The following is a 23,331-nucleotide window of genomic DNA, read 5'->3' on the forward strand; positions in this document are numbered from 1 at the left end:
AATATGACAAATACTAAACTCAAGATTTCCACGTTATTTGAACAGGGTCCGATTGTTCCGGTCTTAGTCGTTGATCGTGTTGAGCAAGCCGTTCCATTAGCCGAGACGCTGATAGAGTCAGGTATCAATGTATTAGAGATCACCTTGAGAACGCCAGATGCACTCAAGGTGATTGAATCTATAGCAACCCAGGTCCCAGATGCGCTTGTTGGAGCAGGGACGGTGGCATTTGCAGATCAATTAAAAGATGTAGCAAATGCAGGCGCTAAATTTGCAATCAGCCCAGGCTTGACGCGTGAGTTGCTCGAAGCTGGCAAGTCATCCAGTGTGCCACTTTTGCCTGGTGTCTCATCTACTTCAGAGCTCATGAAAGGAATGGAGTATGACTATCGTTACTTTAAGTTCTTTCCAGCGGAGGCTTCAGGTGGCGTACCTGCATTAAAGTCTTTTAATGGTCCATTTCCAGAAATTCGTTTTTGTCCGACGGGTGGAATTAACGAAAAGAATTACTTAGACTACTTAGCTTTACCGAATGTTGACTGTATTGGCGGCTCTTGGATTGCGCCACAAGATCTCATTCATGAAGGCAACTGGGAAGAAATTAAACGTAGAACCCAACTGGCTCTTTCGGGTGTGCAAACAGTCATTTAATCATCCTCCTCAATACTGACCGATTCAATATAGTGCCGTCTTCGGGCGGCTTTATTGAGTCTTCTTTTTGTTGCTCCAAGGGCGAAAGCTTTTTACTTTAAAATAAAAATACCTGCGATAAAACGGATGTTTATTTCTTCACAAACTGACTTGCATTCATTTACATAGAGCGGTACATTCCTAAAGCCTTATCGTATAATCCCAAATAAAACAAAAATGAAAAGAAGTTTTGATATGGATTTTGAATTGAAAGAATACCCCTACGTCGGTCTTTCAGGACCACTCTGTCACGGCTATGTGTTGTATTGCAAGTTCGGACTTCCACACCTGTTTTGTAAAGTCGAACACATTCCAAATGATCCGGCACTGCCTTTACCGATGGCAGAAATGACCATTGTTACAGGTTACTATGCAGAGCGGTTTATTGATAAACTGCATCCTTGGCTGAACCCACCCGACCTACTGAATAACGTATATCGCTATGTCACCAACAGTGTGACGGGCGCCAACAGTGAGAAACAGCGATATCAGACCATCGTGGATGCTTTGTATTATGAACGCTGTGTGCTGATCCAACTTGTTGATCCACTGGCGTTAGCGAGAGAACGGAGAGCGCTCAAGCAACACCAAAAAAGTGAAAAGACTCAAAGTGCAGCCCTAGACAAGATACCTGGACGTACAAGCGGCGCAGACCTACCAGCCTCACCTTAACGCACAATCACCGATAAACAATCGGCGAGAGTGAGGCTGAGCGGGAACCTTAGGTGTTGAGCCGATGGATTCAAGAATAATGTGAGTATTTTGCTTGGTGTTGCTTTTGGAGTGTCTACTTCGTGGGCATTTTTGAGTATGAGTTCGGCTTTGTTCATTCATTTATTCTTGATCTTTTGTTGCTCCAAGTAGTAATTCATGTATTTATCGATTAACTTTTCGACGGTGCCATTTTCTTTGTATTTCATGATCCCCTCCTCAAGCTGAGGTAATAAATCACGAAAAAGTGACTTTTTAGACAAGGTAATATACAAGCCTTCCGAGACAACCGGTTTTGGAATATATTCTAGTTTGTCATGATACCCTGTTTTTTTTGCTTGGATTTTGCCCGCATAAAGGCCAAATGGGGCGTATTCTACATGCTTTTGTTCCAATAACTTAAACACCTGGCTAATTTTCGATACGCGGGAGACGCTCAGTTTTTCCTTGATAAATTTATCAAAATCTTGACCAAAGCTTTCACCAAGGGTTGCCGCACCTTCTTTACTGATTAAATCATCCCACTTGTTATATGGGAATATATGCCCTTTCAAAACCCAAAGAACGTTTGGATCGTCCATATATGGATTGACAGGGTAATGCATGTAGGCCTTGCGCTCTTCATTAATATATGCACCAACAATCACATCGATTTTCCCATCCTTTGCAGATTGCTGAACACGCTTCCAGTTGCCGAAGGGGACGAGTTGGACGGTGATGCCATGCTCTTCAAAAATAAGTTTTGTAAGTTCAGCGCCAATGCCGACGATTTTATTTCCTTCTTGCCACATGGAAGGGGGGTATTCGGGGTGTCCGGAAGCAACTAAAACACCTTGCCCTAAAACGCTGGGCGAATTGAGCAGGAACAAGACTCCAATAATGGCAAACACTCTCTTCCACATGATGATCACCCTTCACTCAGCTGAATACAACGTATGAACAAGGTTTTTATTAACCTTAGTTCATAACATATACATCGTGCGAATGCGTTTTATGAACAGGGTGTCACGTAAGGTGTTTATGTGCCGTTGATTTTGATTGTTTTTCTTGAGGAGCTTGACTAATAGATTTTATCTTATCGTAGAGTACACAAATAATGACATTGGCTATGAGATAAAGGAATATTGCGAAACCCGCAGAGAATAAGAAAGTCATGATAATACCACCGATGTAGAGCTTCTTATCTAAGTATAATGGATAGTGATTGAGTTGCTTTTCTTTCGCGGAATAAACTCTGAATGTTTCTAAAAGAATAAAAAAAAGAAAATAATATTTAAATTCAATTGGATAGATTAATTGTTTGTTGAATTTGTTCTTCTGCTTTTTTAAGATGCGATTGAGTCATGTTCTATGAGAACTGTTGTTGGATCGTATGACTCTATCATGAAAATAAAAATCATCGAGAAGGACAATAAGATGAAAACACGCATAAAAACACTCTCCCTACTATCTATTTTAACGATGAGCTCAGCCGCATTTGCTGCAATTGATAAACCAGGTTATGTTTCTCGCGATTGTGCCGTCGCATTCGCAAAAGAGTCAATTACTGTTACTTGGTTTGGGAGTGCTGAGACCAGTGCAAAATCCTACCATAAACTTCCCCGTAACCAAGGGTGGGTTACTTATACATCAGGGGATATTGTGGACACCTGGCGCTCTTATGCTGGTTTTGTAGCAGAGCCTGGACAATATAACTCCTATGAAGGCGTAAAAGGTGTACAAGGCGTTCATCAATGGCGTAAGCCAGATGGTGTTGTTGATATCCGTAACAGTAACGTGATAACCAACTGTAACTTACTGACATGGGGTGTCTCTAACTGGTAATCTTTAGGGTTTGTACAGGTGTGCAAACCCTCTTGATGAGGATAAAAAGAATGAAAAAAATCATGGTTGGGGGTATATATATTGCGATTCTCACAGTGGGTGGATACTATTATTTTTCAGGGCATCAGTTATCCGATCTAAATTTGGATACGCAGCAGACCGTTGAAGCACTGGGTACACAAAATAGAGAAAATAAATTACCCCAAGTACAAGAACCAATCATTGCTAATCAGCAGGCCACGCAGGGTGCAGCAATGATTTTGCCAGAAGGTGCCAAGATTGTTCAGGATCCAATGGTTGATTTTGTGACAACATCAGGGTACAAACCTTCAGCAATCAAAAAGTTTACAGAATTTACGGGTAAAGAAATACTGCTTTTATCTGAGTTGCCCGATGATGAAAAAAAGCTTGTTATCGAAGATCTAGAAGTAATTAAAAAGCTGGGGTATTTGAAAGTACCACAAGATTACGCAGATAAATTTATGGGAGTAGTTAACTATATTTCGCATCAAGAGCCGCCGGCAGAACACCTCGTTTTTCAACCCTCAGATATCAGCCAAGCACTCTATTCAATGGGTTATGACTATATGGGAGTGATTTCTCCCCATATCAATGTTAATGCTAATGCAGACTGGAATTCGATGATTCAAGTTTTTCAAGCTGGTGATGATATCATTAGTGTTGATCAAGGTGGGATCGGTAGAGGTGGGGTGTCTCTGATTACTGAAGGTTATGATAATGTTTACCTGCAAAATCAAGAATATCCAGCTTCTTATTTAAAAAATCGTGCCGAAGATGGGACTGAATTCTACAGTCTGTCTTTTTCATCAGGGAAAACAACGTTTAAATTAATGTCTACCAAAGAGGATAAATCAGGATTGACTCAATTAGCAGAAAAGTTACTTGAAGCAGATCTCGTGAAACAAAAAGGGTAGTACTCTATTGAATATTCACCCCAGTAAAAAAAGCCCCTCACAAAGAGGGGCAAAAAATTAGAGAAGGATTGCAATGTTACTTCATAAGCTCCACTGCATTATCTAGCATCCGATTACTAAATCCCCATTCGTTATCATACCAAGCCATGACTTTTACAAGACGACCGGAAACTCGGGTCTCAGAGGCGTCAAAGATGGAAGAGTGTGGATTATGGTTAAAATCTACTGATACTAAAGGCTCAGTATTGTACGCTAAAATCCCTGATAATCCAGTACTTTCTGATGCTTTTTTCATAACTTCGTTGATCTCTTCGACACTTGTATCACGTTTTGCGATGAAGCAGAGATCGACAAGCGAAACGTTTAAAGTCGGAACACGAACGGCGAGGCCATCGAGTTTACCTGCTAACTCAGGGACAACAAGACCAACAGCCGCAGCTGCGCCTGTTTTTGTTGGGATCATCGAGCTTGCCGCTGCACGAGCACGACGGACATCTGTATGATAGACATCATTGAGTCGCTGGTCGTTCGTATATGCATGGATGGTTGTCATCAGACCAGATTCAATACCAATCGTATCGTTGAGTGGTTTCACAACTGGTGCTAGACAGTTTGTTGTACAAGAAGCGTTTGAGATGACGGTCATATCAGATGTAATTTCATCGTGATTAACACCATGAACAACAGTTGCGTCCACTGCTTTACCAGGTGCAGAAATGAGGACTTTTTTCGCACCAGCTTGGATATGAAGGGATGCTTTTTCTTTTGATGTGAATAGACCTGTACATTCCATCACAAGATCAACTTCAAGCTCTTTCCACGGAAGTTGTGCAGGGTCTTTTTGTGAAAGTGTGCGAATTGGATCGCCATTGACATATAAATGTGTGTCATCATGCTCAACGGATGCGCCAAATTGACCATGCGCTGTGTCATACTTAAGTAGGTGGGCGTTGATTGCGGAATCACCGAGATCGTTGATGGCAACAATTTTGAGATCGTAGTCTATAGCACTTTCATATAAGGCTCTGACGATATTCCGACCAATTCTTCCAAAACCATTAATAGCAACACGGATAGTCATACATATACCTTTTGAGCGGTGGGAAATATTTCAATTTTCTTTATGTAATAAAATTACATTATTGGTGTACTTTGTCAATAATATCGACTGATTTAGCACAAGATTTATTGGAAAAAGAAATTTTATTACAAAACGTTATTCTCTTATGGTTTTTCAAAGAAATTCAGTATAATGCTCCAAATGATAACAAGCAGGTAAAGATGTATGTCCGACTCACGTGATCTTGGTGTGATAGGTCTGGGTGTCATGGGGAGTAGCCTTGTACTCAACATGGCTGATAATGGATACTCGGTTGCTGCGTTCGATTTAGACCATGAAAAAGGCGAGAGCTTATTAAATCGCGCTGCGGAAGAACTCCAAGAACGACAAACACAACAGCAATGTGTGCAAGTCACAACCTCTTACACAGAACTCCTACAATCCCTACGTTCCCCTCGAATTTTATTTCTTTCTGTCCCAGCAGGCCCAGTTGTCGATGATGTTTGTGAAAAGCTCATTGATGCAGGGATCCAGGCCGACGATATTGTTGTCGATACAGGAAATAGCCTTTGGTCTGATACAGAAGTTCGACAAGCGAAATATAAAGGGAAGTTTATTTTCTTTAGCACTGCTGTTTCTGGTGGTGAGCTTGGTGCCCGTCATGGTCCGGCACTGATGGCTGGTGGTGATAAATATGCTTGGACGCGCGTTGGCCCGGTTCTTGAAAAAATTGCCGCTAAAGTAGATAGTCGGACTGGTAAGCCAACAGAAGAACCGTCCGAGTTTTCGGAAGCCTGTGCAGCCTATATCGGTTCTGGCGGTGCAGGACATTATGTCAAAATGGTGCACAATGGGATTGAATATGCTGATATGCAGTTGATTTGTGAAGCATTTCAATATCTCAATGAAGGGCTAGAACTTAATTACGCAGAAATTGCAGATATTTTCGAGTCCTGGCTTGCTGGTCCTTTGGATAGTTACCTTTTGGAAGTGTCCGTTGCTGTGTTACGCCAAACTGACCCTGAAACACAAGCACCATTGATGGATGTTATTTTGGATATGGCAGGCCAAAAAGGTACGGGGCGTTGGACAGCGATTAATAGTTTAGAGCTTGGTGCGCCAGCGATGACGATTGCTCAGTCGGTGTATGCTCGGGCGCTTTCTGCAAGAAAAGACGCACGTGTTCGCGCTTCAAAAATACTTGATGGCCCGCTTTCTGAAGGGGTTGGGGAAGAAAAACAATCACTGATCGAAGCATTACATGACGCACTTTTATGTGCAAAAGTTTCTGCTTATGCACAAGGGTTTGAGTTAATTGCTTTGGCTGCGGAAGATTACGAGTGGAAAATTGATTACGGAAAACTTGCTAAGATCTGGCGTGCGGGTTGCATTATTCGAGCAAAAATTCTTGGTGATATCGCACAATCCTATGCGGATGAGTCTCATGCTCAGGAAAATCTATTAATCAGCCCTGTCTTTGCAAAATTACTTTCTGATAAGCAGTCTCACTGGCGTAAGACCGTTGCAAAGGCGGTTGAGCTTGGTATCCCAGTACCATGCCTGAGCTCATCGATTGCGTATTATGACGGGTATCGTTGTGAGCGTCTTCCTGCGAATCTTTTACAAGGGCAACGCGACTTCTTTGGTGCCCATGGGTTCCAACGACTGGATCGTCCAGGGACTTTCCACTTAACTTGGGAAGAACAGCAACCGCAACTGGTTCAGTTTAAGTAACCTCAATTTGATGAAAAGAGGTGAGCAATCGCTCCCTCTCTTTCATTTTACAGCATATTAGAGGAAAGAAGCATGAAACGCAGCAGTGAAGAGTGGCAGAAACTCCTTTCTGAAGATGTCTATTATGTTTGCCGGGAAAAAGGAACTGAAGCACCATTTACAGGGGCATTGCTTCATAACAAGGAAACAGGGGAATACTGCTGTGCTTGTTGCCAAGCCGCATTATTTCATTCTCAGAGCAAATTCGAATCTGGTTGTGGCTGGCCTGCATTTTCAGAACCCGCAAATAAACAGGCAGTACGTTACGAAACTGATCACAGTCATGGCATGCATCGTATCGAGGTGCTTTGTAATCAGTGTGATGCGCATTTGGGACATGTATTTCAGGATGGTCCTGCACCAACAGGTCAACGATATTGTATTAACTCGGCTGCAATGCAGTTTAGAGGGGAAAAATAAAGGCTACTTTTTCGGAGCCTTGAACGAGCCGTCTTCGATATCTGAGACAGTTTTTTGTGCTAAACTATCGAGTTTGTCAATATCGCGGCCTTCTTCTTTGAGCGCAAGTGTTAATGGAGAAAGCTCTATATTTTCGGCACCTTTGTACTCTGCTGCTTTCCCCCAAATATAAGCAAGTTTTATTTCTCCTTTTTTATAGAAAATGCTGGTGAGTGTTGAAAAAATCTCTTTCAGAATTTCATCATCATCCGTTTTGATTTCCAATGCCCTGTAAAGAGTCCTGATAGTTTTGTCCTGATCAAACTTGGTATAATACGCTGCCATAGATACTAACATTGGTTGGCTTTTGATTTTTCCATCTTCCTCAAGCTTCTCCAGCTTTTCCATTGCTTCTTCATTTCCTAAACGAGACCAATGGTAGTACAAAAGTTCTGGCATCTCTGAATGCTTGGTCTGCTCTTGAAGGCGCTTGATTTCTCTCAAGCTGGTATGAAAAGCACGTACACGGGCTGACTTATTTTCTTTGAGCTTTTTATGTTCGATCTGAGAGTAGAGTTCGATGCATTTTGAGTAAACCTCAAGGTCGACGAGCAATCTGTATTTGTTTCCGTCATCTGGTTTTTTGTATTCAATCATGCGATTGATGATCACTTCTCGACGCTCATTATTACACCGTCCATCTTTGTTGAGATCGTTACAGAACTCAGGCTTTTCTGTACAGACATCTCTCACCGACAGGCTTTCTTCACAAGCCATCAAAACAATGGGTGTTAAACAAAGAAGGATCTGTTTTTTCATCGGATTTTCCCTAAAATGAATAACACTCTAAGCTTATACCAATTCTTTCCATCTCGTCGTATATCTTCCAAAAAGAAATTTATTGTAATCGCTGGTGAAACTTTTCAGATTAGATTACAATGCGCTACCCCTACAAATAACAATCCTTTTTGGCGACGACAGAGAGGAAAATGCAGGCTAAATTGGTTCATTTTCATCCCGTCGCAGCATTACGTGAATAGAAGGCAAACCTATGAGTATCGAGCACGAGGAAAAATATCAGAAGAGCTGGCAAGAGCGTCAGGAATATGCTGAGCAGATGCAGCCGATCATTGGACGCCTGTTCCGAGATAAAGGCATCGAGATCACAATTTATGGTCGTCCACTCGTCAACGCAAGCACAATTGATATCATTAAGGCACATAAAAGTGTTAGCAAATTTGAAGCTCAAAAGTTGCGTTTGCGTGAAAGCTTCCCATTCCTTGAACGTATTAGCCAGATGACCCTCGCACCTGCACGAATCGACCTTGGTAAACTTGCATATGGATACCGATATAAAGATGCTGGCAAAGGTCAGAACGAAGATGCTTATTTAGAAAGTGAATTAAAAAATATCCTCAATGCTTCGAGCGACCATCAGCCTCAAGACGTTGTATTGTATGGATTTGGGCGTATTGGCCGCTTATTAGCAAGATTATTGATTGAAAAAAATGGCCCGAGCGCACAGATGCGTTTGCGTGCAATTGTTGTTCGCGGACGTAAGAAAGGTGATCTTGAAAAACGTGCAAGCCTGCTGCGTCGTGATTCTATTCATGGACCATTTAACGGTAGTATTACTGTTGACGAAGAAAATAATGTGATCAAGGCCAATGGTGCATATATTCAGGTCATTTATGCCAATAGCCCGGATGAAATTGATTATACATCTTACGGTATAGATAACGCACTTGTTGTTGATAATACCGGGATTTGGAAAGATGAAGAAGGGCTTGGTCTTCACTTGAAATCGAAAGGAACAGCGAAGGTTCTTTTGACAGCACCAGCAAAAGGGAACATTAAAAATATCGTCTACGGTGTCAACCATATGGATATCTCCAGTGATGATCGTATTGTCTGTGCAGCCAGCTGTACAACCAATGCAATCACGCCAGTACTCAAAGCCCTCAATGATGAATTCGGTATTCGTAACGGACACGTAGAAACGGTTCATTCCTATACGAATGACCAAAACTTGATTGATAATTATCATTCAGCAGAGCGCCGTGGCCGCTCAGCACCGCTCAACATGGTGATCACATCGACGGGTGCAGCAAAGGCTGTTGCGAAGGCATTGCCTGAGCTTGCAGGAAAGCTGACCGGTAATGCGATTCGTGTTCCAACACCGAATGTATCTATGGCGATCATGAACCTGAACCTTGATCGTGAAACCGATGTTGAATCATTAAATGGTTACTTACAGCATGTTTCCCTGTTTTCTACACTTCAGGACCAAGTGGACTATACGACATCAACAGAGATTGTATCGAGTGACCTGGTCGGCTCGCGTTATGCAGGCGTGGTTGATTCTCAGGCAACGATTGTTGATGGTGATCGCGCAGTTTTATATGTCTGGTATGACAATGAGTTTGGTTATAGCTGTCAGGTGATCCGCGTGATGCAGGAAATGGTAGGTATTCAGCACCCGACATTACCAAAGATCTAGCTCCCTCATTACTTTATATTCCATTTTTAGACTTAATTTTGGCAGCATGTGAATGCTGCCTTTTTTCTTTCGCTATCCATCAAACTTTAAAAATAAACTTTAGAGTTATATTCTGAAAGTGTGTTAGACTTTTGTATATGTGGTCCAACCAGTTAACAAGAGTTTTTTGACGAATGATGAAACATATTTTTGGCAATGCACGCCTGTTTCGGCTTTTTTTAAATTTATGGCCTCCATTTTTGTTTTCCGGGATCAAGATCACAAAACTGGCAGATGATTTTCGGTATTGTAAAGTTGACTTAAAGTGGTGGCCTTGGACGCTCAATGCGAATCGAACGCAATACGGTGGCAGTATGTTTTCGATGACCGATCCTATCTATTGCCTCATGCTCATGAATGTACTTGGAAAGGAATATTATGTCTGGGACAAAAACTCGGATATTGATTTTTTAAAGCCAGGAAAAGGACGTTTAACCGCTGAGTTTATCTTAAGCGATGATACAATCCAGAAAATCATTGATCATACAGCATCAGGTGAAAAGTTTTTCCCAGAGTTTATTGTGAATGTTGTTGATGAAAAGGGCGATATTGTTTGTAAACTTTGCCGTAGAATTTATGTCCGTAAAAAGCCGAAATACAGGGAAGGTGAAGAATAGGAGATAATTGGAGAGTGCAGGGGAGTGGGACATCGAGGAGCTGAGTTGCTCCTCGAATCAGTGAAATCAGATTAAAGTGGATTTGGCTTCCCAATATGAAAACCCTGAAGTCCATCGACATACAGTTTTTCCAATACGAATTTCTCTTCCTGATTTTCAACGCTTTCAGCAATGACTTTCACACCAATACGATGGGCCAGATCAACCATTAAGCGACAGAAATATTCATTGTTTTTGTCTTCGTGGATCCCTTTGGAAAAGCTGCCATCCATTTTGATGTAGTCCGGCTTTATATCACGGAAAAATTTGAATGATGTGATCCCGGTTCCGAAGTGTTCTACCGTCACACGTGCACCGATACGATGGATTGTTTCGATAAAGCGCTTACTGGCTGGCAAATTGTTTTGTACGCCAAACTCAGTGACTTCGAAAACAAGCTTGTGGGCAATGGCAGTATCACGTAGTAAGCGACGCTCCAGCCAGATGATAAATTGTTCATCATGGATTGAGCGTGCAGAAAGGTTAATCGCGTAGTGCTCCGTCGTGAGTGCTTTTGCTTTTAAGGTCTCTATCACTAATTCAACAATTTTCTTATCCACATCGATAATTTTATCGAGCTTTTCTGCCATTGCGAAGAAGGAGGCTGTTGGTACTTTTTTACCGTCTTTGAGTTGAAAGCGGGTCAGTATTTCGTTGTAGACTAATGCGGAATTATTGACCGGTTCAATATGCTGCATCATCAACGAGAGCTTACCTTGCTCCAGAACATGTTCGATGACTTTACGCCAATTCTGAGAGCCTTTTGACTCAACACTTGCATCTTCCAGACTGGTTTCTGTTTGAAAGTGCCAAGCATTCGACTGTCGGGTTTGAGCATGGCTGATTGCCATATCTGCCAGTGCCATCAATTCCCCAAGAGAATTACCAGATTCATAACTGATCATGCCCGTATAAGCCACAGAGTCTAAATCTGCGCGGTTTTGGTATTCACCAAATGTACCTTGGAGGTTATTCCCAAATTTTTCAGAGTCTTTCATAGTTTGTTTTGGCAAAATGGTTGCAAAGTCAGAGCCAGATAAGCGAAAGACGAGCGCTTCAGGGAAAGGTTTTATACATTTTAAGATCAATTCACCAACTTGTTTGATATAAGCATCGCCTTCAGAGTAGCCTCGCGTTGTATTTATGTTTTGAAGTTCTGTACAACGGGTGACAGAAAGAATACCAAATTGCGGGCTTTTGGGGTTATTGAGGAAATCCTCAAAATATTGGATCAAACGGTGTTTGTTTGGAAGCTGTGTTAGATCATCTTTATAAGCCTGGTCTTTGATTTTTTCTGCGGAAGTACGGACCTGCTTCTCTTGAGCAATAAATAATTCTTTGATGTCGTCAACGAGTGGCTCACAGATTTTGTGGGTTGCTTCATGTTGATCGAGTTGTTGCATACTACTGCTTTGCTTTAAAGCATCCAACTCGTCCTGAATTGCTTCGCGATAGCGTGACATGGTTCGCGAGCTGAGCCGTTTTTGCAACAACAATATGGTGAATAAAAGGAAACCAAAAGAACCTGTTGTGACATAAAAAATAGTATCAGAATGGCGCATTTCTGCGGTTGCATCGAGTACAAACTCAATATTGACGCGTGGTGATTTCGACTTGATTTTGTGGGTTTTGGTTTTTGTTCCGATCTGTTCGAGCAAAAGTTGAGAAAGTGGGGGCGTTTCTTTCTTTTTTGAGTATTTATATAAAGAAGATCCTTTTCGTGACTTCATCACCAAGCGGGCAGTAGGTAGCATCCCTTTAATTTGCTTCGCAAGAAGTTTGGGATCATTGAAAACATGCCGGCTCACGAGAAGTTTAACTGCTTCAACAGCTTGTTTGTCTTTTTGCTGAATCAGAGCACTGGTTTGGAATAGATTTACAGCACTAATCAAACAGAATGCGCTGATAAGAATAATAAATTGAAAAAAGCTATATCTAAATGTACCCATAGTTCCGTTAATGCCACGACAAAATTGTACAATTTTAAACAAGATAATAACGAATGCTATAAGTAATTGAGCAAATTTACAATAAATTACGGAAGAGTTGTTGAATTTTATTCACAGAATAGTGTTTTGAGCACATGTAATAATGAATAAGAGAGTAGGGGTGTTAGATATGGCTCCCCCTCCCCGACTCGAACGGGGGACCTGCGGATTAACAGTCCGTCGCTCTAACCAACTGAGCTAAGGGGGAATCGATATGATTTTATTTAATTTGGCTCCCCCTCCCCGACTCGAACGGGGGACCTGCGGATTAACAGTCCGTCGCTCTAACCAACTGAGCTAAGGGGGAATCGAATTTTTTGGAATATTTTGGCTCCCCTTCCCCGACTCGAACGGGGGACCTGCGGATTAACAGTCCGTCGCTCTAACCAACTGAGCTAAAGGGGAACCGATATATTCGGAATTTGGCTCCCCCTCCCCGACTCGAACGGGGGACCTGCGGATTAACAGTCCGTCGCTCTAACCAACTGAGCTAAGGGGGAACCGATGCGATAGTCAATTTGGCTCCCCCTCCCCGACTCGAACGGGGGACCTGCGGATTAACAGTCCGTCGCTCTAACCAACTGAGCTAAGGGGGAAGCGTGTTTGCTATCAACGGGGCGCAATCTTAATGACCAAGCCTAGATCTGTCAACATTAAAATGCACGAAACTATGAAAATAGTTGCTGTTTGCTCACGGACCAAACGACTTGTAGTTATTTTGCGCCATTTTATTGAATTGGAAAAAGAAATAGTTGTTTTTATGCTCAAAAAACAAAATTAAAGGATAAAATCAGCGGTCGTATCATGATATTGGTGCTTTCTTCATCAGTGGTTATCCACGATTCCTGTGGATAACCTTGTTGAACGGTATATGATATTCACTTTGAACCTTGGCGTAGCAACGTGTGTAGCTGTCTGGTTTGTTTTTTGCTCAAATAAAATTATGAGAACACTCTTTTTTTAGGGCATTAACCCGATTAAAATAGTTGACTCACTTCACTTTATTCCTCCTGCTAGTAACTCTGGGGGAGCGGGTCAAGGTGTAATGACAAATGGGGCTTTTCAGTAACGAGAAGTTATTTCATGAGTTCAAGAGGAAGAATCAATCCATTCAAACCCACGAATGATATTGAGCATGCCTGAATAAGTAAGTACGCCTGAATATGACAGAAAAATCGACCGACTCTAAGAATGCATTTATAGATGGTGTAATACCGACGACTTTAAGAAAAATGACAGTACCTGTTGTTTGGAGCATGATTGTTCTTATGTCATTTAACCTTGTCGACACTTTTTTTATCGGCTTACTAGGAACAGAGCCTCTTGCAGCGATTAGTTTTACTTTTCCGGTTACATTTGCAGTGATCAGCCTTGTTATCGGTATGGGGATTGGTACATCAGCTGTTATTGCGAAGGCATTAGGGTCAGGGGATGTTGAAGATGCAAAATATGATGGTACAGCAGCTTTACTTCTTTCCGCTTTAATGACTGGACTGCTAGCTTTGTCTGGTTTCATTTTTATCGAGCCAATTTTTAAAGTCCTTGGCGCAAAGCCAGAATTAATGAAGTATATCACGGACTATATGCACGTTTGGCTTGCTGGTAGTTTTATGTTGGTTTTTCCAATGGTTGGAAATAGTATTCTTCGAGCTTCCGGCGATACAAAAACGCCCAGCCTGATCATGACTTTGGGTGGACTGGTCAACGCAATTCTCGATCCTTTATTAATCTTTGGCTTAGGTCCATTCCCCGAATTAGGTGTTCAAGGGGCTGCGCTGGCGACAATTATTTCGTGGATTTTGGGTTCGATAACAGGGCTGTATATTTTGGGAATACGTCGTTGTCTGATCCATTTACACCTCAAGTCTTTCAAACAATTTATAGAAATTTCCAGGAAATTGCTCCAGATTGGCTTACCTGCAGCGGGAGCGAATATGCTGACACCACTTGGCACTGCAATTTTAACTGCAATGATTGCAACATACGGAAAAGAAGCTGTTGCTGCATTTGGGGTGGTTTCAAGAATTGAATCTATTGCTGTGATTGTTGCATTAGCACTGACGATGACCTTACCACCATTCATTAGTCAAAACTTTGGTGCCAATCGGTTGGATAGAGTCAAAATTGCTTATACAACGGTCACCAAGTTTATTTTAGTGTGGCAAATTTTTGTCTATGCACTGCTTGTTTTATTTCGAGGACCGATTGCACGTGTTTTCTCAAAAGAGCCTGCAGTACAAGAAACTATCGAGTTACTGTTGATGATATTCCCATTATGCCATGGTGTTTATGGAGTAACTATTTTGACAAATTCTTCTTTTAATGCGATGCATAAACCAAATCAAGCACTTATTTTAAACATACTGCGCTATGTTATCTGTGTGATCCCTTTTGCATATGTAGGCAGTCTTCTTTACGGTCTGGAAGGACTTGGTTTTGGTGTGGTTCTTGGCAATGCTGTTATCGCTTTGGTTTCTAATCGCTGGTTTATGTCGCTCTTTAAAGCGTGTGACTTCAAAGCGAATGAAAACAACGAACGTATGGTAGAGCAGGGGAAATCATGAGTCATTCTTCAGAACACCGTGAATTTGATTTGCAATCACAGTTTGCACCAGCGGGCGATCAGCCAACAGCGATTGATCAATTGATCGATGGTCTTGAGTCTGGACTTGCACATCAAACCCTATTAGGGGCAACAGGGACGGGTAAAACTTTTACGATTGCTAATGTGATCCAGACGGTACAGCGACCAACGTTGATTATGGCGCATAACAAGACACTTGCTGCGCAGCTTTATGGGGAAATGAAAGAGTTTTTCCCCAATAATGCGGTTGAATACTTTGTCTCGTATTATGACTACTATCAACCAGAAGCATACGTGCCAACAACAGATACCTTTATTGAGAAAGACGCTTCGATTAATGAACATATCGAGCAGATGCGGCTCTCAGCAACAAAGGCTTTGATGGAGCGCAGAGATGTTATTATTGTTGCGTCTGTCTCTGCAATTTATGGTTTGGGTGATCCAGACTCCTACATGAAGATGTTACTGCATCTTCGTCAGGGCGATATTGTTGATCAGCGGGCAATACTCAGGCGTTTAGCTGAGCTTCAGTACACTCGAAATGACATCGACTTTCAGCGTGGTACTTATCGTGTGCGTGGTGATGTCATTGATATTTTTCCTGCTGATTCTGACCGATATGCCTATCGTGTTGAGTTGTTTGATGAAGAACTTGAGCGAATCAGCCAATTCGATCCATTAACTGGTGCGGTAGAAAAGCAGGTTGCCAGGGTCACTATTTACCCCAAAACCCACTATGTCACACCACGACAAACAATACTGAATGCCGTTGATGATATTAAGGTTGAATTAAAATCGCGCCAAGCACAACTTAGAGATCTCAATAAGCTCGTTGAAGAACAACGGGTGACCCAAAGAACGATGTTTGATCTCGAAATGATGGTAGAGTTGGGATATTGTTCTGGAATCGAGAATTATTCCCGCTACTTATCTGGTCGTGCAATTGGTGAGCCACCCCCGACATTATTGGATTATTTTCCTGATGATGGCTTAATGGTTATCGACGAAAGCCATGTTACTGTGTCGCAGGTTGGTGCGATGTATCGAGGAGACCGCTCAAGGAAAGAAACGCTGGTTGAGTTTGGTTTCCGCTTACCTTCAGCCTTGGATAATCGACCACTTAAATTTGAAGAGTTTGAAGCGATTTCACCGCAAACGATTTACGTTTCTGCGACACCTGGCGATTATGAGCTGGATAAATCCTCTGGCGAAGTCGCTGAGCAGGTTGTTCGGCCTACAGGTTTGCTTGATCCAGAGATTGAAGTTCGCCCTGTTACAACACAAGTGGATGACTTACTTTCAGAGGTCCACAAAGTGACAGAGCGTGGAGAGCGTATCCTTGTGACGACGCTTACAAAACGAATGGCAGAAGACTTGACGGACTATCTTCATGATCACCAAGTTCGTGTTCGGTATTTACATTCTGATATTGATACAGTTGAACGGGTTGAAATTATCCGCGATCTTCGACTCGGAAAGTTTGATGTACTGGTAGGGATCAACCTGCTAAGGGAAGGCTTGGATATGCCCGAAGTGTCGCTAGTTGCAATTTTGGATGCGGACAAAGAAGGATTTCTTCGCTCGGAACGTTCATTGATCCAGACAATTGGCCGTGCAGCACGGAATATCAATGGTCGAGCTATTCTATATGCGGATAAAATCACAAAATCCATGGCGAAAGCAATTGACGAAACAAATCGACGCCGAGAAAAACAGCAAAAGCATAATGAAATCCATGGAATAGTACCGAAAGGCTTGCAAAAGAAAGTCACAGATATTATGGATGTTGGCGACGATCAAACCCAGAAGCAGCAACAGTTGGCAACTGGCGATCATGTCTTGGTCACGAAATCGTCAGAAGAAATTGCAGCAGAAATGAAGAAACTTGAAGCGCAGATGCTTGAGCACGCGAAGAACTTGGAGTTTGAACAAGCAGCAGCAGTTCGCGATCAGTTACAAACCATGCAGGATATGTTGATCCACTCATAGTTGATGAAAATAATCTGGTGAAGGGTTTATCAATAAAGCATAGTCATTCAGGGCTTCAATGAAGCCCTGAATGACTTTATGGCTCGTAATTGATAATGAGAAACACCTAGTACCACATTTGATCTGGGATTGTTGAGTAACTTCGGTGTTCTAGAATATTTGCAATGGATTTAGATGTGAGTTTATCGAGTCTGGAGATGTCTGTCAGGATTTGATCTTGAACATCCACAGGGATCATCAGTTCTTCTAGATAAAGATGTGCTTTTGTGTCGTCTTTATCGTGCATCAAATTTCTTAGTACATCTGCCTGATGCATCATGACTGAGTTCATCGGCTACCTCCTACTGAGTGAGAAACCTTTACCGTGCAACTTTATTATGAGATCAATCGCTTCTATCCTCTCATAAATTTAAACCAAAGTATTAGAATTTTTATGCATCGAAATTGTGTTTTTTATTCACTCAGATGGAAAGTCATGAGATTTCAATCGCGGAGCTAACGAGGTGTGCAATATCTTTTCCTTTGATATACCCAAAGCAGGCTCAAGAAAAGGCGCCAACAATATAATAGAAAGTCGATCTTTGTCATTTATCTTGTAAAATGGGTCGATACATCGCATCTTTTCTTGACTCTGCATCGAGAAGGTATAGAATCGCGAGAGCGTTATACAAACACACTAATTTTAGTTTGATGGCTGGGATGCATTTTCAGTGAATGTTACCAACTCATCAAATCCTAGTTCTGTTTGAATGCTGAAGGTCCGTAAGGGCGAATAAATATATTAATTTTAGGATATTGTTATGTCTAACAGAGTAACAGGAACCGTCAAGTGGTTCAACGAAACGAAAGGCTTTGGCTTCATTCAGCAAGAGTCTGGTCCAGATGTGTTCGCACACTTCCGCGCGATCACGGGTGAAGGCTTCAAAACCCTTGTTGAAGGACAAAAAGTTGAATTTACGGTAACTGAAGGCCCTAAAGGACCTCAAGCACAGGAAATCGTCCGCCTTTAACGATTCCTTACAGATAGCAAATTGCTAAACTAGTCTCATGGCGCTGTGTAAACACAGCGCCATTTTTTTCTCCAAAATTCAATTCTTATCCAATCAACTCAAAGTAAGCATACCCTTGGCTACTTTGTTTGAGGATTGTATTTTTCTTTACGGCACTTTTGTATTTCACCAATGAATAGGCACTCCCATCAAGGATTGCTGCATGATGCCAGGGGGTTGCCCAGCTATCATGGCTTGGAACGAGCTGTAACCCAATTCGACTAAACTCAATGGAAAGTGGGTGAGGGGAGAAATGAACTGCATCCGGAAATTGATGATGAATGAAGTACTCCCAGGCGATATACCGATGCATGACACTGAGTGCTAGATCTTTCGCTTGATTCCTGTGGTATGTTCTGGAGTGATCGGGCTCTAGACCAATTAGGTCTTCATACATCAACCGATGGATCCCTTTAAAAAGCATATTCTCCATGGTTTTGTGTCTTATTGACTGTCGAATATCCTCTAACATCATAGGGCTTGAGCGAATAAATTGTGCTCGTTGCTCTTCATAGTTGTTTGCTTTGGGAAAATACTGACCCAACTGTGTAAATGAAATCCCAGTAAGCTGATTTTCATGACAAATCGCTTGAAGTGCATGTACATAATCGTCAACCTGCTGGTCAGGAATTTGCAGAATATCATTAAATACATGACCATCTTGGCAGATCACGACTTTTGCGCCGGGGGGGTAGATTGATTGAACGGACTCAGTTAAATGGTTTAAACGGGATAATGCTAGAAACTCAGCCATATCTGGCAAGTGAGAAATAGTTTTGTCTCGATTAGGAGATTTGGCAGGAAAGCCAATATAAGTAAAAGAAATTGGGTTGTTTTTCTCAAGCTGTCTTCTGATTAAATGCCTTTGATGTGCAAAAAATTGCTCGGCTTGAGTTGAACACGTCTCAGAAACCCGCTCAAACAAATTATAGTATGAAAAGCTCAAGGCCATATCGAGTATTTTTTGTGCGAGCCTGGAGCGTTCTGTCGTATGTGTTGGGAGTAAGTTAAGCTGACTGATTTCATCCATGATTGTGCTCCAATTTCCTATTGACGGCTTGCTGGCTCGTGACTTTTACCTTGGATATGACCACGGAACAAACATGATTCATTGTTATTATTCTCGCCTTTTCGATGAAATTGTCAGATGAAAGTGAAATATATGAACCCTCTCTTTGAATAAATGTCATGCTCTATCAAACCATAAATCATTCAAAAATTTCAACTTTTTTATTGGTTCTATCCGTAATTGTGTCGTTGAGTCAACGGAAAGTGGGGAGAAATCACAAAGGAAGGTAATGAAAGTAGCGGGGAGACTCCGCCTTCTACAGTGGAGGAGTCTATGGAAATATCAAAATGATTTGAAGCATTGCAAAGGATTATTGTATTTTCTTTTGTATCAGTTCAATGGCGTATCCATCAGGGTCTTTCACAAATGCAATTTCTGTCGTGCCACCTTTGACTGGACCAGGCTCACGGCTCACAAGCCCACCACGGTTTTTGACATGCGCACAGGCATCATAAATATTGTCCACTTCAATCGCGATATGTCCAAAGGCATTCCCATGTTCATAATGATCAACACCCCAGTTATAGGTAAGTTCTAAAACAGTATGATCTGATTCATCACCATAACCGAGAAAGGCGAGGGTATAACTGTAAGCCTCGTTCTCTCTTTGGCGGAGGAGCTTCATGCCTAAAACACTCGTATAAAATTCAATAGAGCGTTGGAGGTCCCCAACGCGCAACATGGTATGTAATAATCTCATAGCTTGCCCTCATATCCATCATCAGTATTCGTATTCGAAGCAATGATATGTCAATTTGATAATTGAATCGAGATAGTTCGCTTGAATCAGAGGCTTGCATTGACTACAAAAATAGAGGTAGACTGCCCCAACTTTTCTTAAGGAGTTTACGCCAGAATGAACAACTAACAGCCTGTTATCCATCAATGACATATTTTTTATTGATTACAGGGTTAGTCGGCGTAACTTCGTCATCGCTCATATTGCGCTTCACAATGATGAATTCGTTTCAACGCAAACTTTGATAAAAGGTTGAAATTGCTTTCATTTATCTATGCCACTTCCCTGTGTTGAACAGGAGTATACGAATGCCTATATTACAAGCGGTTCGAGTCGGTTATCAATTTGCGAATGGAGATCAACTGTTGAATGGGGTTTCCTGTACATTGACAAATCCCAGGGTTGGTTTGGTGGGACGAAATGGTGCCGGAAAGTCTATATTTGCTTCCATCCTCGCTGGAAGTTGTCTGCCAACCGAAGGTGTTGTGACAGCGAATACATCAATTGCGATGTATACCCAGAGTTCTTTAGGGTTGCGGCATCAAAAACGAACAATTGCACAGTACCTGAATGTCGATCATATCATATATGCGCTTGAACAAATTGAGTCAGGAAGTTGCGATCCAAAGTGGTTTGATGTTGTGGGGGAACAATGGGAGATTCAAGAGAAGTTAAACCAAAAGCTATCTTTACATCATTTACCGCAAGATTTATGTCTGCCATGCAGTTCATTGAGTGGCGGGGAACTTGCAAAGCTTCAGTTATGGCATCTTTTTGAGCAAAATGCCGGGCTGTTAATACTTGATGAACCCTCGAATCACTTAGATGCACAAGGGAAGCAGTGGCTAAACCATCAAATCAGCCAATATCAGGGATATATTCTGCTGATTAGTCATGATCGGCAATTACTGAGGAGCATGGAGCAAATCTGGGAGTTAAGTCACCTTAGGCTCAAGCAATACGGTGGAAATTATGATTTCTACTTAGAAAAAATATCCCAAGAGTCAGCTGCAATTGAACGTCAGTTTAGTTGTGTGCAGAGACAGCAAAAACAGCTTGAGATGCGTGCTCAAAAAAACAAAGAAAAGTTTGAGCAACGTGCAGCATTAGGAAATAAAACTCGAAAAAAAGGTGGGCAATCAAAGCTTTTACTGAATGCGATGCTTGATCAAGCGACTTCATCTATTTCTAATCGATTAAAAAATGAAGCGATTCAACGTAAGCAGTTGAAGCAAAAACTAGAACAATTAGAAATGCAACGGGAGAGAGTGAAGCCTCAAAAAATATATATTCCAAATGGTGATCCAACCAGCCGAAATTTGGTGAATATCGTGAATGGTATGCTTTCCTACGGTTCAAATCAGCCAATTAATTTACAAATTAATAGTGAAACGAAGCTGCATTTACATGGAAAGAATGGCTCTGGAAAGTCAACACTCCTGAAAGCCATATGTGGAGAAAAAGGACTGATGAATGGGACCTTACAAGTCAACACTTCGGTGTGTTATCTTGACCAACATTTTGGCCGGCTTGATCACAAGCTGACTGTACTTGAACAGGTTCTAGCTGACTCTTATAGGATACTTGAGAGTGACGCGAGAACACTTCTTGCTGGTATTGGTTTTCGTCGAGAAAGTGTACATCTCCCGGTTGGGACTCTGAGTGGTGGAGAAAAAATGAAACTTGCGATGCTGATTGTGAGCCATCACCCGGCTCAACCATTATTACTATTAGATGAGCCAGATAATCACTTGGACATTCACTCGAAAAACTTATTAGCGGATGTACTCAACCAATATAGAGGTGCATTCGTACTTGTCAGTCATGATGATGAGTTTGTTCATCAAACTGGCGTGAACTGTCGGTATAGGGCCTGTTGATTTATTGGAAATGCAGCGACATTGATGAAAGATTGACAAACCTTAGGTCGTTAAAATAAAGAGTTTATCTTTTTGATAGATACCTGATTGTCCACCTCTGAAGATTAAAACAAACCTATGTTTTTATTGATAAATTAAAATTATTCATTAAGCGAGTATTCAGTTTTAACCTGCTAGGCTTCTCATGAAGTTGGGAGGATATAAAGGTAAAATATTCCAGCTTGGTTAGCGCAAAATAGAAGTTTTCATGGAGAAAGAAGTGACAAAAATCAACCCACTGTTATCCGCATTACTACTGATAACATGTTGTGTATCTGCATCTGATTCGACAGCGTTTTGGAACACACCACAGCATGGTGGCAATAGCTTTAATCGTCTGCCTCCCGATTTTGAATATTATAAAGCCTTGAAAGATTACGGCGCTACCTGGGTAAGGTTGGCTTATGATAAATGGCAGCCAGAGAGGAAAGACTTTTTGATTGGTAATGCTGATCAATACAAAAAAATCCCTACTAACGATCTGAATATTTTATTGGAAACCCTTGACGCTGCAAACAAAGCAGGGATTAAAGTTGTGATTGCACCATTGTCTCTACCTTTCATGCGCTGGTCACAAAATAATGGAGATAAATTTGATGATAGACTTTGGCGTGACAAAAAGAACTGGAATGCCGCGATTCAATTTTGGCAAGATCTGGCTAAACAACTAAAGGATCATCCCGCTATCGCTGCTTACAACCTTGTCAATGAACCAGCACCTGAAAAGCAGAGTGATCTAAGAGAGCATGCCACTCAATCTGTGATGCAGGCTTGGTATAAAAAGGAAAAAGGTGGTTCCCGAGACCTCGTTGCTTTTTATGAAAAAGTGATTGCAGCGATACAAGAAGTGGATACGCATACACCGATTATGGTGGATGCTGGGTGGTATGCAGCGGCAGACGCTTTTAGTTACTGGCCTAAAGCTTTAACGGATAACAAAGTCCTTTATAGTTTCCATATGTATGAACCTTATGAGGCAACAAGTGGGCCAAATTTAAGACGTAAAAAGCCGTATTCCTACCCAGGAGAAGTCCCTTATGGTGATGGAGTACAGTATTGGGGAGCGGATCAAGTTGCTAAGTATCTAGAGATCCCACTTCGATGGGCAAAGGCACGCAAAATACCTTCAAACCGCATAGTGGTAGGTGAATTCGGTTGTGTAAGAATGCTTCCTGGGTGTAAAAATTATCTCGAAGATGTTTTAAACGTTATCGATCAGCATAGGCTTCATTGGGCATTCTATAGTTTTAGAGAAGATAACTGGGATGCAATGGATTATGAACTTGGCGTAAAAAAGGTTCACTGGAAATATTGGGATGCGATGGAAAAAGGGGAGCCCGACCCGATTCAGCGAAAATCATCGGCATTATTTGAAATAATTCGAAAGCGACTGTGATTTTTTTCTAA

General features: G+C 41.7%; 20 protein-coding genes and 5 tRNA genes. 13 read left to right on the forward strand and 12 right to left on the reverse strand.

Annotated features, from left to right (window positions below; all coding sequences use genetic code 11):
- The first annotated feature begins 3 nt into the window (after window positions 1–3).
- Together C505_RS0116560 and C505_RS0116565 are read left to right on the forward strand one after the other, a co-directional pair.
- Window positions 4–651 (forward strand): bifunctional 4-hydroxy-2-oxoglutarate aldolase/2-dehydro-3-deoxy-phosphogluconate aldolase, encoded by a 648-nt coding sequence (locus C505_RS0116560; RefSeq protein ID WP_018693754.1) that lies wholly within the window; start codon window positions 4–6, stop codon window positions 649–651.
- Window positions 652–885: 234 nt separating this feature from the next.
- A complete protein-coding gene (locus C505_RS0116565; RefSeq protein ID WP_157369139.1) occupies window positions 886–1,362 on the forward strand; it encodes a hypothetical protein in 477 nt (158 codons plus the stop codon).
- Window positions 1,363–1,520: 158 nt separating this feature from the next.
- Here C505_RS0116565 and C505_RS0116575 read toward each other — a convergent pair whose 3' ends face one another.
- Window positions 1,521–2,303, reverse strand: coding sequence for a substrate-binding periplasmic protein (locus C505_RS0116575; RefSeq protein WP_018693757.1), 783 nt, complete (start codon window positions 2,301–2,303; stop codon window positions 1,521–1,523).
- Between the two features lie 514 nt (window positions 2,304–2,817).
- On the opposite strand from C505_RS0116575, the gene C505_RS0116580 reads away from it, so the two are divergent.
- Entirely contained in the window at window positions 2,818–3,225 is a 408-nt protein-coding gene (locus C505_RS0116580; RefSeq protein WP_157369141.1) for a hypothetical protein, read from the forward strand.
- Between the two features lie 50 nt (window positions 3,226–3,275).
- Window positions 3,276–4,160 (forward strand): hypothetical protein, encoded by an 885-nt coding sequence (locus tag C505_RS0116585; RefSeq protein WP_018693759.1) that lies wholly within the window; start codon window positions 3,276–3,278, stop codon window positions 4,158–4,160.
- A 76-nt stretch (window positions 4,161–4,236) separates the two neighbouring features.
- Here the strand turns inward: C505_RS0116585 and gap are convergent, their stop codons facing one another.
- Window positions 4,237–5,241, reverse strand: a complete 1,005-nt coding sequence (gene gap / locus C505_RS0116590; protein ID WP_018693760.1) for a type I glyceraldehyde-3-phosphate dehydrogenase — start codon at window positions 5,239–5,241, stop codon at window positions 4,237–4,239.
- 204 nt (window positions 5,242–5,445) lie between these two features.
- Here gap and gndA point away from each other — a divergent pair, with 204 nt between their 5' ends.
- Both gndA and msrB read left to right on the forward strand, forming a co-directional pair.
- On the forward strand, window positions 5,446–6,954 hold the full coding sequence (gene gndA / locus C505_RS0116595) for an NADP-dependent phosphogluconate dehydrogenase (RefSeq protein WP_018693761.1): 1,509 nt from the start codon (window positions 5,446–5,448) through the stop codon (window positions 6,952–6,954).
- 72 nt (window positions 6,955–7,026) lie between these two features.
- A complete protein-coding gene (msrB, locus tag C505_RS0116600; RefSeq protein WP_018693762.1) occupies window positions 7,027–7,413 on the forward strand; it encodes a peptide-methionine (R)-S-oxide reductase MsrB in 387 nt (128 codons plus the stop codon).
- A gap of 3 nt (window positions 7,414–7,416) precedes the next feature.
- On the opposite strand, the gene C505_RS0116605 is transcribed toward msrB, so the two are convergent.
- Window positions 7,417–8,211 carry a DUF2989 domain-containing protein gene (locus tag C505_RS0116605; protein WP_018693763.1) on the reverse strand — a complete coding sequence of 265 codons (795 nt, stop codon included), beginning with the start codon at window positions 8,209–8,211 and terminating at the stop codon, window positions 7,417–7,419.
- A 232-nt stretch (window positions 8,212–8,443) separates the two neighbouring features.
- Between C505_RS0116605 and C505_RS0116610 the strand changes: the two genes are divergently transcribed.
- Window positions 8,444–9,892: a glyceraldehyde-3-phosphate dehydrogenase gene (locus C505_RS0116610; RefSeq protein ID WP_018693764.1), complete on the forward strand. Its 1,449-nt coding sequence runs from the start codon at window positions 8,444–8,446 to the stop codon at window positions 9,890–9,892.
- A 173-nt stretch (window positions 9,893–10,065) separates the two neighbouring features.
- Complete coding sequence (locus C505_RS0116615; protein WP_018693765.1) at window positions 10,066–10,548, forward strand: DUF4442 domain-containing protein; 483 nt, start codon at window positions 10,066–10,068, stop codon at window positions 10,546–10,548.
- A gap of 71 nt (window positions 10,549–10,619) precedes the next feature.
- Here the strand turns inward: C505_RS0116615 and C505_RS0116620 are convergent, their stop codons facing one another.
- The 6 genes from C505_RS0116620 to C505_RS0116645 all read right to left on the reverse strand — a co-directional run bounded on the left by C505_RS0116620 (window position 10,620) and on the right by C505_RS0116645 (window position 13,171).
- Complete coding sequence (locus C505_RS0116620; RefSeq protein WP_018693766.1) at window positions 10,620–12,536, reverse strand: EAL domain-containing protein; 1,917 nt, start codon at window positions 12,534–12,536, stop codon at window positions 10,620–10,622.
- Between the two features lie 170 nt (window positions 12,537–12,706).
- Window positions 12,707–12,783, reverse strand: a tRNA-Asn gene (locus C505_RS0116625).
- Between the two features lie 22 nt (window positions 12,784–12,805).
- Window positions 12,806–12,882, reverse strand: a tRNA-Asn gene (locus C505_RS0116630).
- A 21-nt stretch (window positions 12,883–12,903) separates the two neighbouring features.
- Window positions 12,904–12,980, reverse strand: a tRNA-Asn gene (locus C505_RS0116635).
- 18 nt (window positions 12,981–12,998) lie between these two features.
- Window positions 12,999–13,075 (reverse strand) — tRNA-Asn (locus C505_RS0116640).
- Window positions 13,076–13,094: 19 nt separating this feature from the next.
- A tRNA-Asn gene (locus C505_RS0116645) sits at window positions 13,095–13,171 on the reverse strand.
- A 567-nt stretch (window positions 13,172–13,738) separates the two neighbouring features.
- Between C505_RS0116645 and C505_RS0116650 the strand changes: the two genes are divergently transcribed.
- Both C505_RS0116650 and uvrB read left to right on the forward strand, forming a co-directional pair.
- Complete coding sequence (locus tag C505_RS0116650) at window positions 13,739–15,139, forward strand: MATE family efflux transporter (protein WP_040440176.1); 1,401 nt, start codon at window positions 13,739–13,741, stop codon at window positions 15,137–15,139.
- Window positions 15,136–17,148, forward strand: coding sequence for an excinuclease ABC subunit UvrB (gene uvrB, locus C505_RS0116655; protein WP_018693768.1), 2,013 nt, complete (start codon window positions 15,136–15,138; stop codon window positions 17,146–17,148). Before C505_RS0116650 ends, uvrB begins: the two co-directional genes overlap by 4 nt.
- A gap of 106 nt (window positions 17,149–17,254) precedes the next feature.
- Here uvrB and C505_RS0116660 read toward each other — a convergent pair whose 3' ends face one another.
- Window positions 17,255–17,479, reverse strand: a complete 225-nt coding sequence (locus tag C505_RS0116660) for a hypothetical protein (protein WP_018693769.1) — start codon at window positions 17,477–17,479, stop codon at window positions 17,255–17,257.
- Between the two features lie 469 nt (window positions 17,480–17,948).
- Here C505_RS0116660 and C505_RS0116665 point away from each other — a divergent pair, with 469 nt between their 5' ends.
- Window positions 17,949–18,158 carry a cold-shock protein gene (locus tag C505_RS0116665; RefSeq protein WP_018693770.1) on the forward strand — a complete coding sequence of 70 codons (210 nt, stop codon included), beginning with the start codon at window positions 17,949–17,951 and terminating at the stop codon, window positions 18,156–18,158.
- An 85-nt stretch (window positions 18,159–18,243) separates the two neighbouring features.
- Here C505_RS0116665 and C505_RS0116670 read toward each other — a convergent pair whose 3' ends face one another.
- Window positions 18,244–19,227, reverse strand: coding sequence for an L-tyrosine/L-tryptophan isonitrile synthase family protein (locus C505_RS0116670; RefSeq protein ID WP_018693771.1), 984 nt, complete (start codon window positions 19,225–19,227; stop codon window positions 18,244–18,246).
- 349 nt (window positions 19,228–19,576) lie between these two features.
- A complete protein-coding gene (gene gloA / locus C505_RS0116680; protein WP_018693773.1) occupies window positions 19,577–19,966 on the reverse strand; it encodes a lactoylglutathione lyase in 390 nt (129 codons plus the stop codon).
- A gap of 347 nt (window positions 19,967–20,313) precedes the next feature.
- Between gloA and C505_RS0116685 the strand changes: the two genes are divergently transcribed.
- On the forward strand, window positions 20,314–21,885 hold the full coding sequence (locus C505_RS0116685) for an ATP-binding cassette domain-containing protein (RefSeq protein WP_018693774.1): 1,572 nt from the start codon (window positions 20,314–20,316) through the stop codon (window positions 21,883–21,885).
- A gap of 259 nt (window positions 21,886–22,144) precedes the next feature.
- Window positions 22,145–23,320: a glycoside hydrolase family 5 protein gene (locus C505_RS0116690; protein WP_211215091.1), complete on the forward strand. Its 1,176-nt coding sequence runs from the start codon at window positions 22,145–22,147 to the stop codon at window positions 23,318–23,320.
- Window positions 23,321–23,331 lie beyond the last annotated feature (11 nt).

This window comes from Algicola sagamiensis DSM 14643, from assembly GCF_000374485.1.
GTDB classification, from domain to species: domain Bacteria; phylum Pseudomonadota; class Gammaproteobacteria; order Enterobacterales; family Alteromonadaceae; genus Algicola; species Algicola sagamiensis.

Bases quoted from the DNA above. Each gene is read 5' to 3' on its own strand.
- C505_RS0116560 (WP_018693754.1), top strand. From the start codon at position 4: ATGACAAATACTAAACTCAAGATTTCCACGTTATTTGAACAGGGTCCG.
- C505_RS0116565 (WP_157369139.1), top strand. From the start codon at position 886: ATGGATTTTGAATTGAAAGAATACCCCTACGTCGGTCTTTCAGGACCA.
- C505_RS0116575 (WP_018693757.1), bottom strand. From the start codon at position 2,303: ATGTGGAAGAGAGTGTTTGCCATTATTGGAGTCTTGTTCCTGCTCAAT.
- C505_RS0116580 (WP_157369141.1), top strand. From the start codon at position 2,818: ATGAAAACACGCATAAAAACACTCTCCCTACTATCTATTTTAACGATG.
- C505_RS0116585 (WP_018693759.1), top strand. From the start codon at position 3,276: ATGAAAAAAATCATGGTTGGGGGTATATATATTGCGATTCTCACAGTG.
- gap (WP_018693760.1), bottom strand. From the start codon at position 5,241: ATGACTATCCGTGTTGCTATTAATGGTTTTGGAAGAATTGGTCGGAAT.
- gndA (WP_018693761.1), top strand. From the start codon at position 5,446: ATGTCCGACTCACGTGATCTTGGTGTGATAGGTCTGGGTGTCATGGGG.
- msrB (WP_018693762.1), top strand. From the start codon at position 7,027: ATGAAACGCAGCAGTGAAGAGTGGCAGAAACTCCTTTCTGAAGATGTC.
- C505_RS0116605 (WP_018693763.1), bottom strand. From the start codon at position 8,211: ATGAAAAAACAGATCCTTCTTTGTTTAACACCCATTGTTTTGATGGCT.
- C505_RS0116610 (WP_018693764.1), top strand. From the start codon at position 8,444: ATGAGTATCGAGCACGAGGAAAAATATCAGAAGAGCTGGCAAGAGCGT.
- C505_RS0116615 (WP_018693765.1), top strand. From the start codon at position 10,066: ATGATGAAACATATTTTTGGCAATGCACGCCTGTTTCGGCTTTTTTTA.
- C505_RS0116620 (WP_018693766.1), bottom strand. From the start codon at position 12,536: ATGGGTACATTTAGATATAGCTTTTTTCAATTTATTATTCTTATCAGC.
- C505_RS0116650 (WP_040440176.1), top strand. From the start codon at position 13,739: ATGACAGAAAAATCGACCGACTCTAAGAATGCATTTATAGATGGTGTA.
- uvrB (WP_018693768.1), top strand. From the start codon at position 15,136: ATGAGTCATTCTTCAGAACACCGTGAATTTGATTTGCAATCACAGTTT.
- C505_RS0116660 (WP_018693769.1), bottom strand. From the start codon at position 17,479: ATGAACTCAGTCATGATGCATCAGGCAGATGTACTAAGAAATTTGATG.
- C505_RS0116665 (WP_018693770.1), top strand. From the start codon at position 17,949: ATGTCTAACAGAGTAACAGGAACCGTCAAGTGGTTCAACGAAACGAAA.
- C505_RS0116670 (WP_018693771.1), bottom strand. From the start codon at position 19,227: ATGGATGAAATCAGTCAGCTTAACTTACTCCCAACACATACGACAGAA.
- gloA (WP_018693773.1), bottom strand. From the start codon at position 19,966: ATGAGATTATTACATACCATGTTGCGCGTTGGGGACCTCCAACGCTCT.
- C505_RS0116685 (WP_018693774.1), top strand. From the start codon at position 20,314: ATGCCTATATTACAAGCGGTTCGAGTCGGTTATCAATTTGCGAATGGA.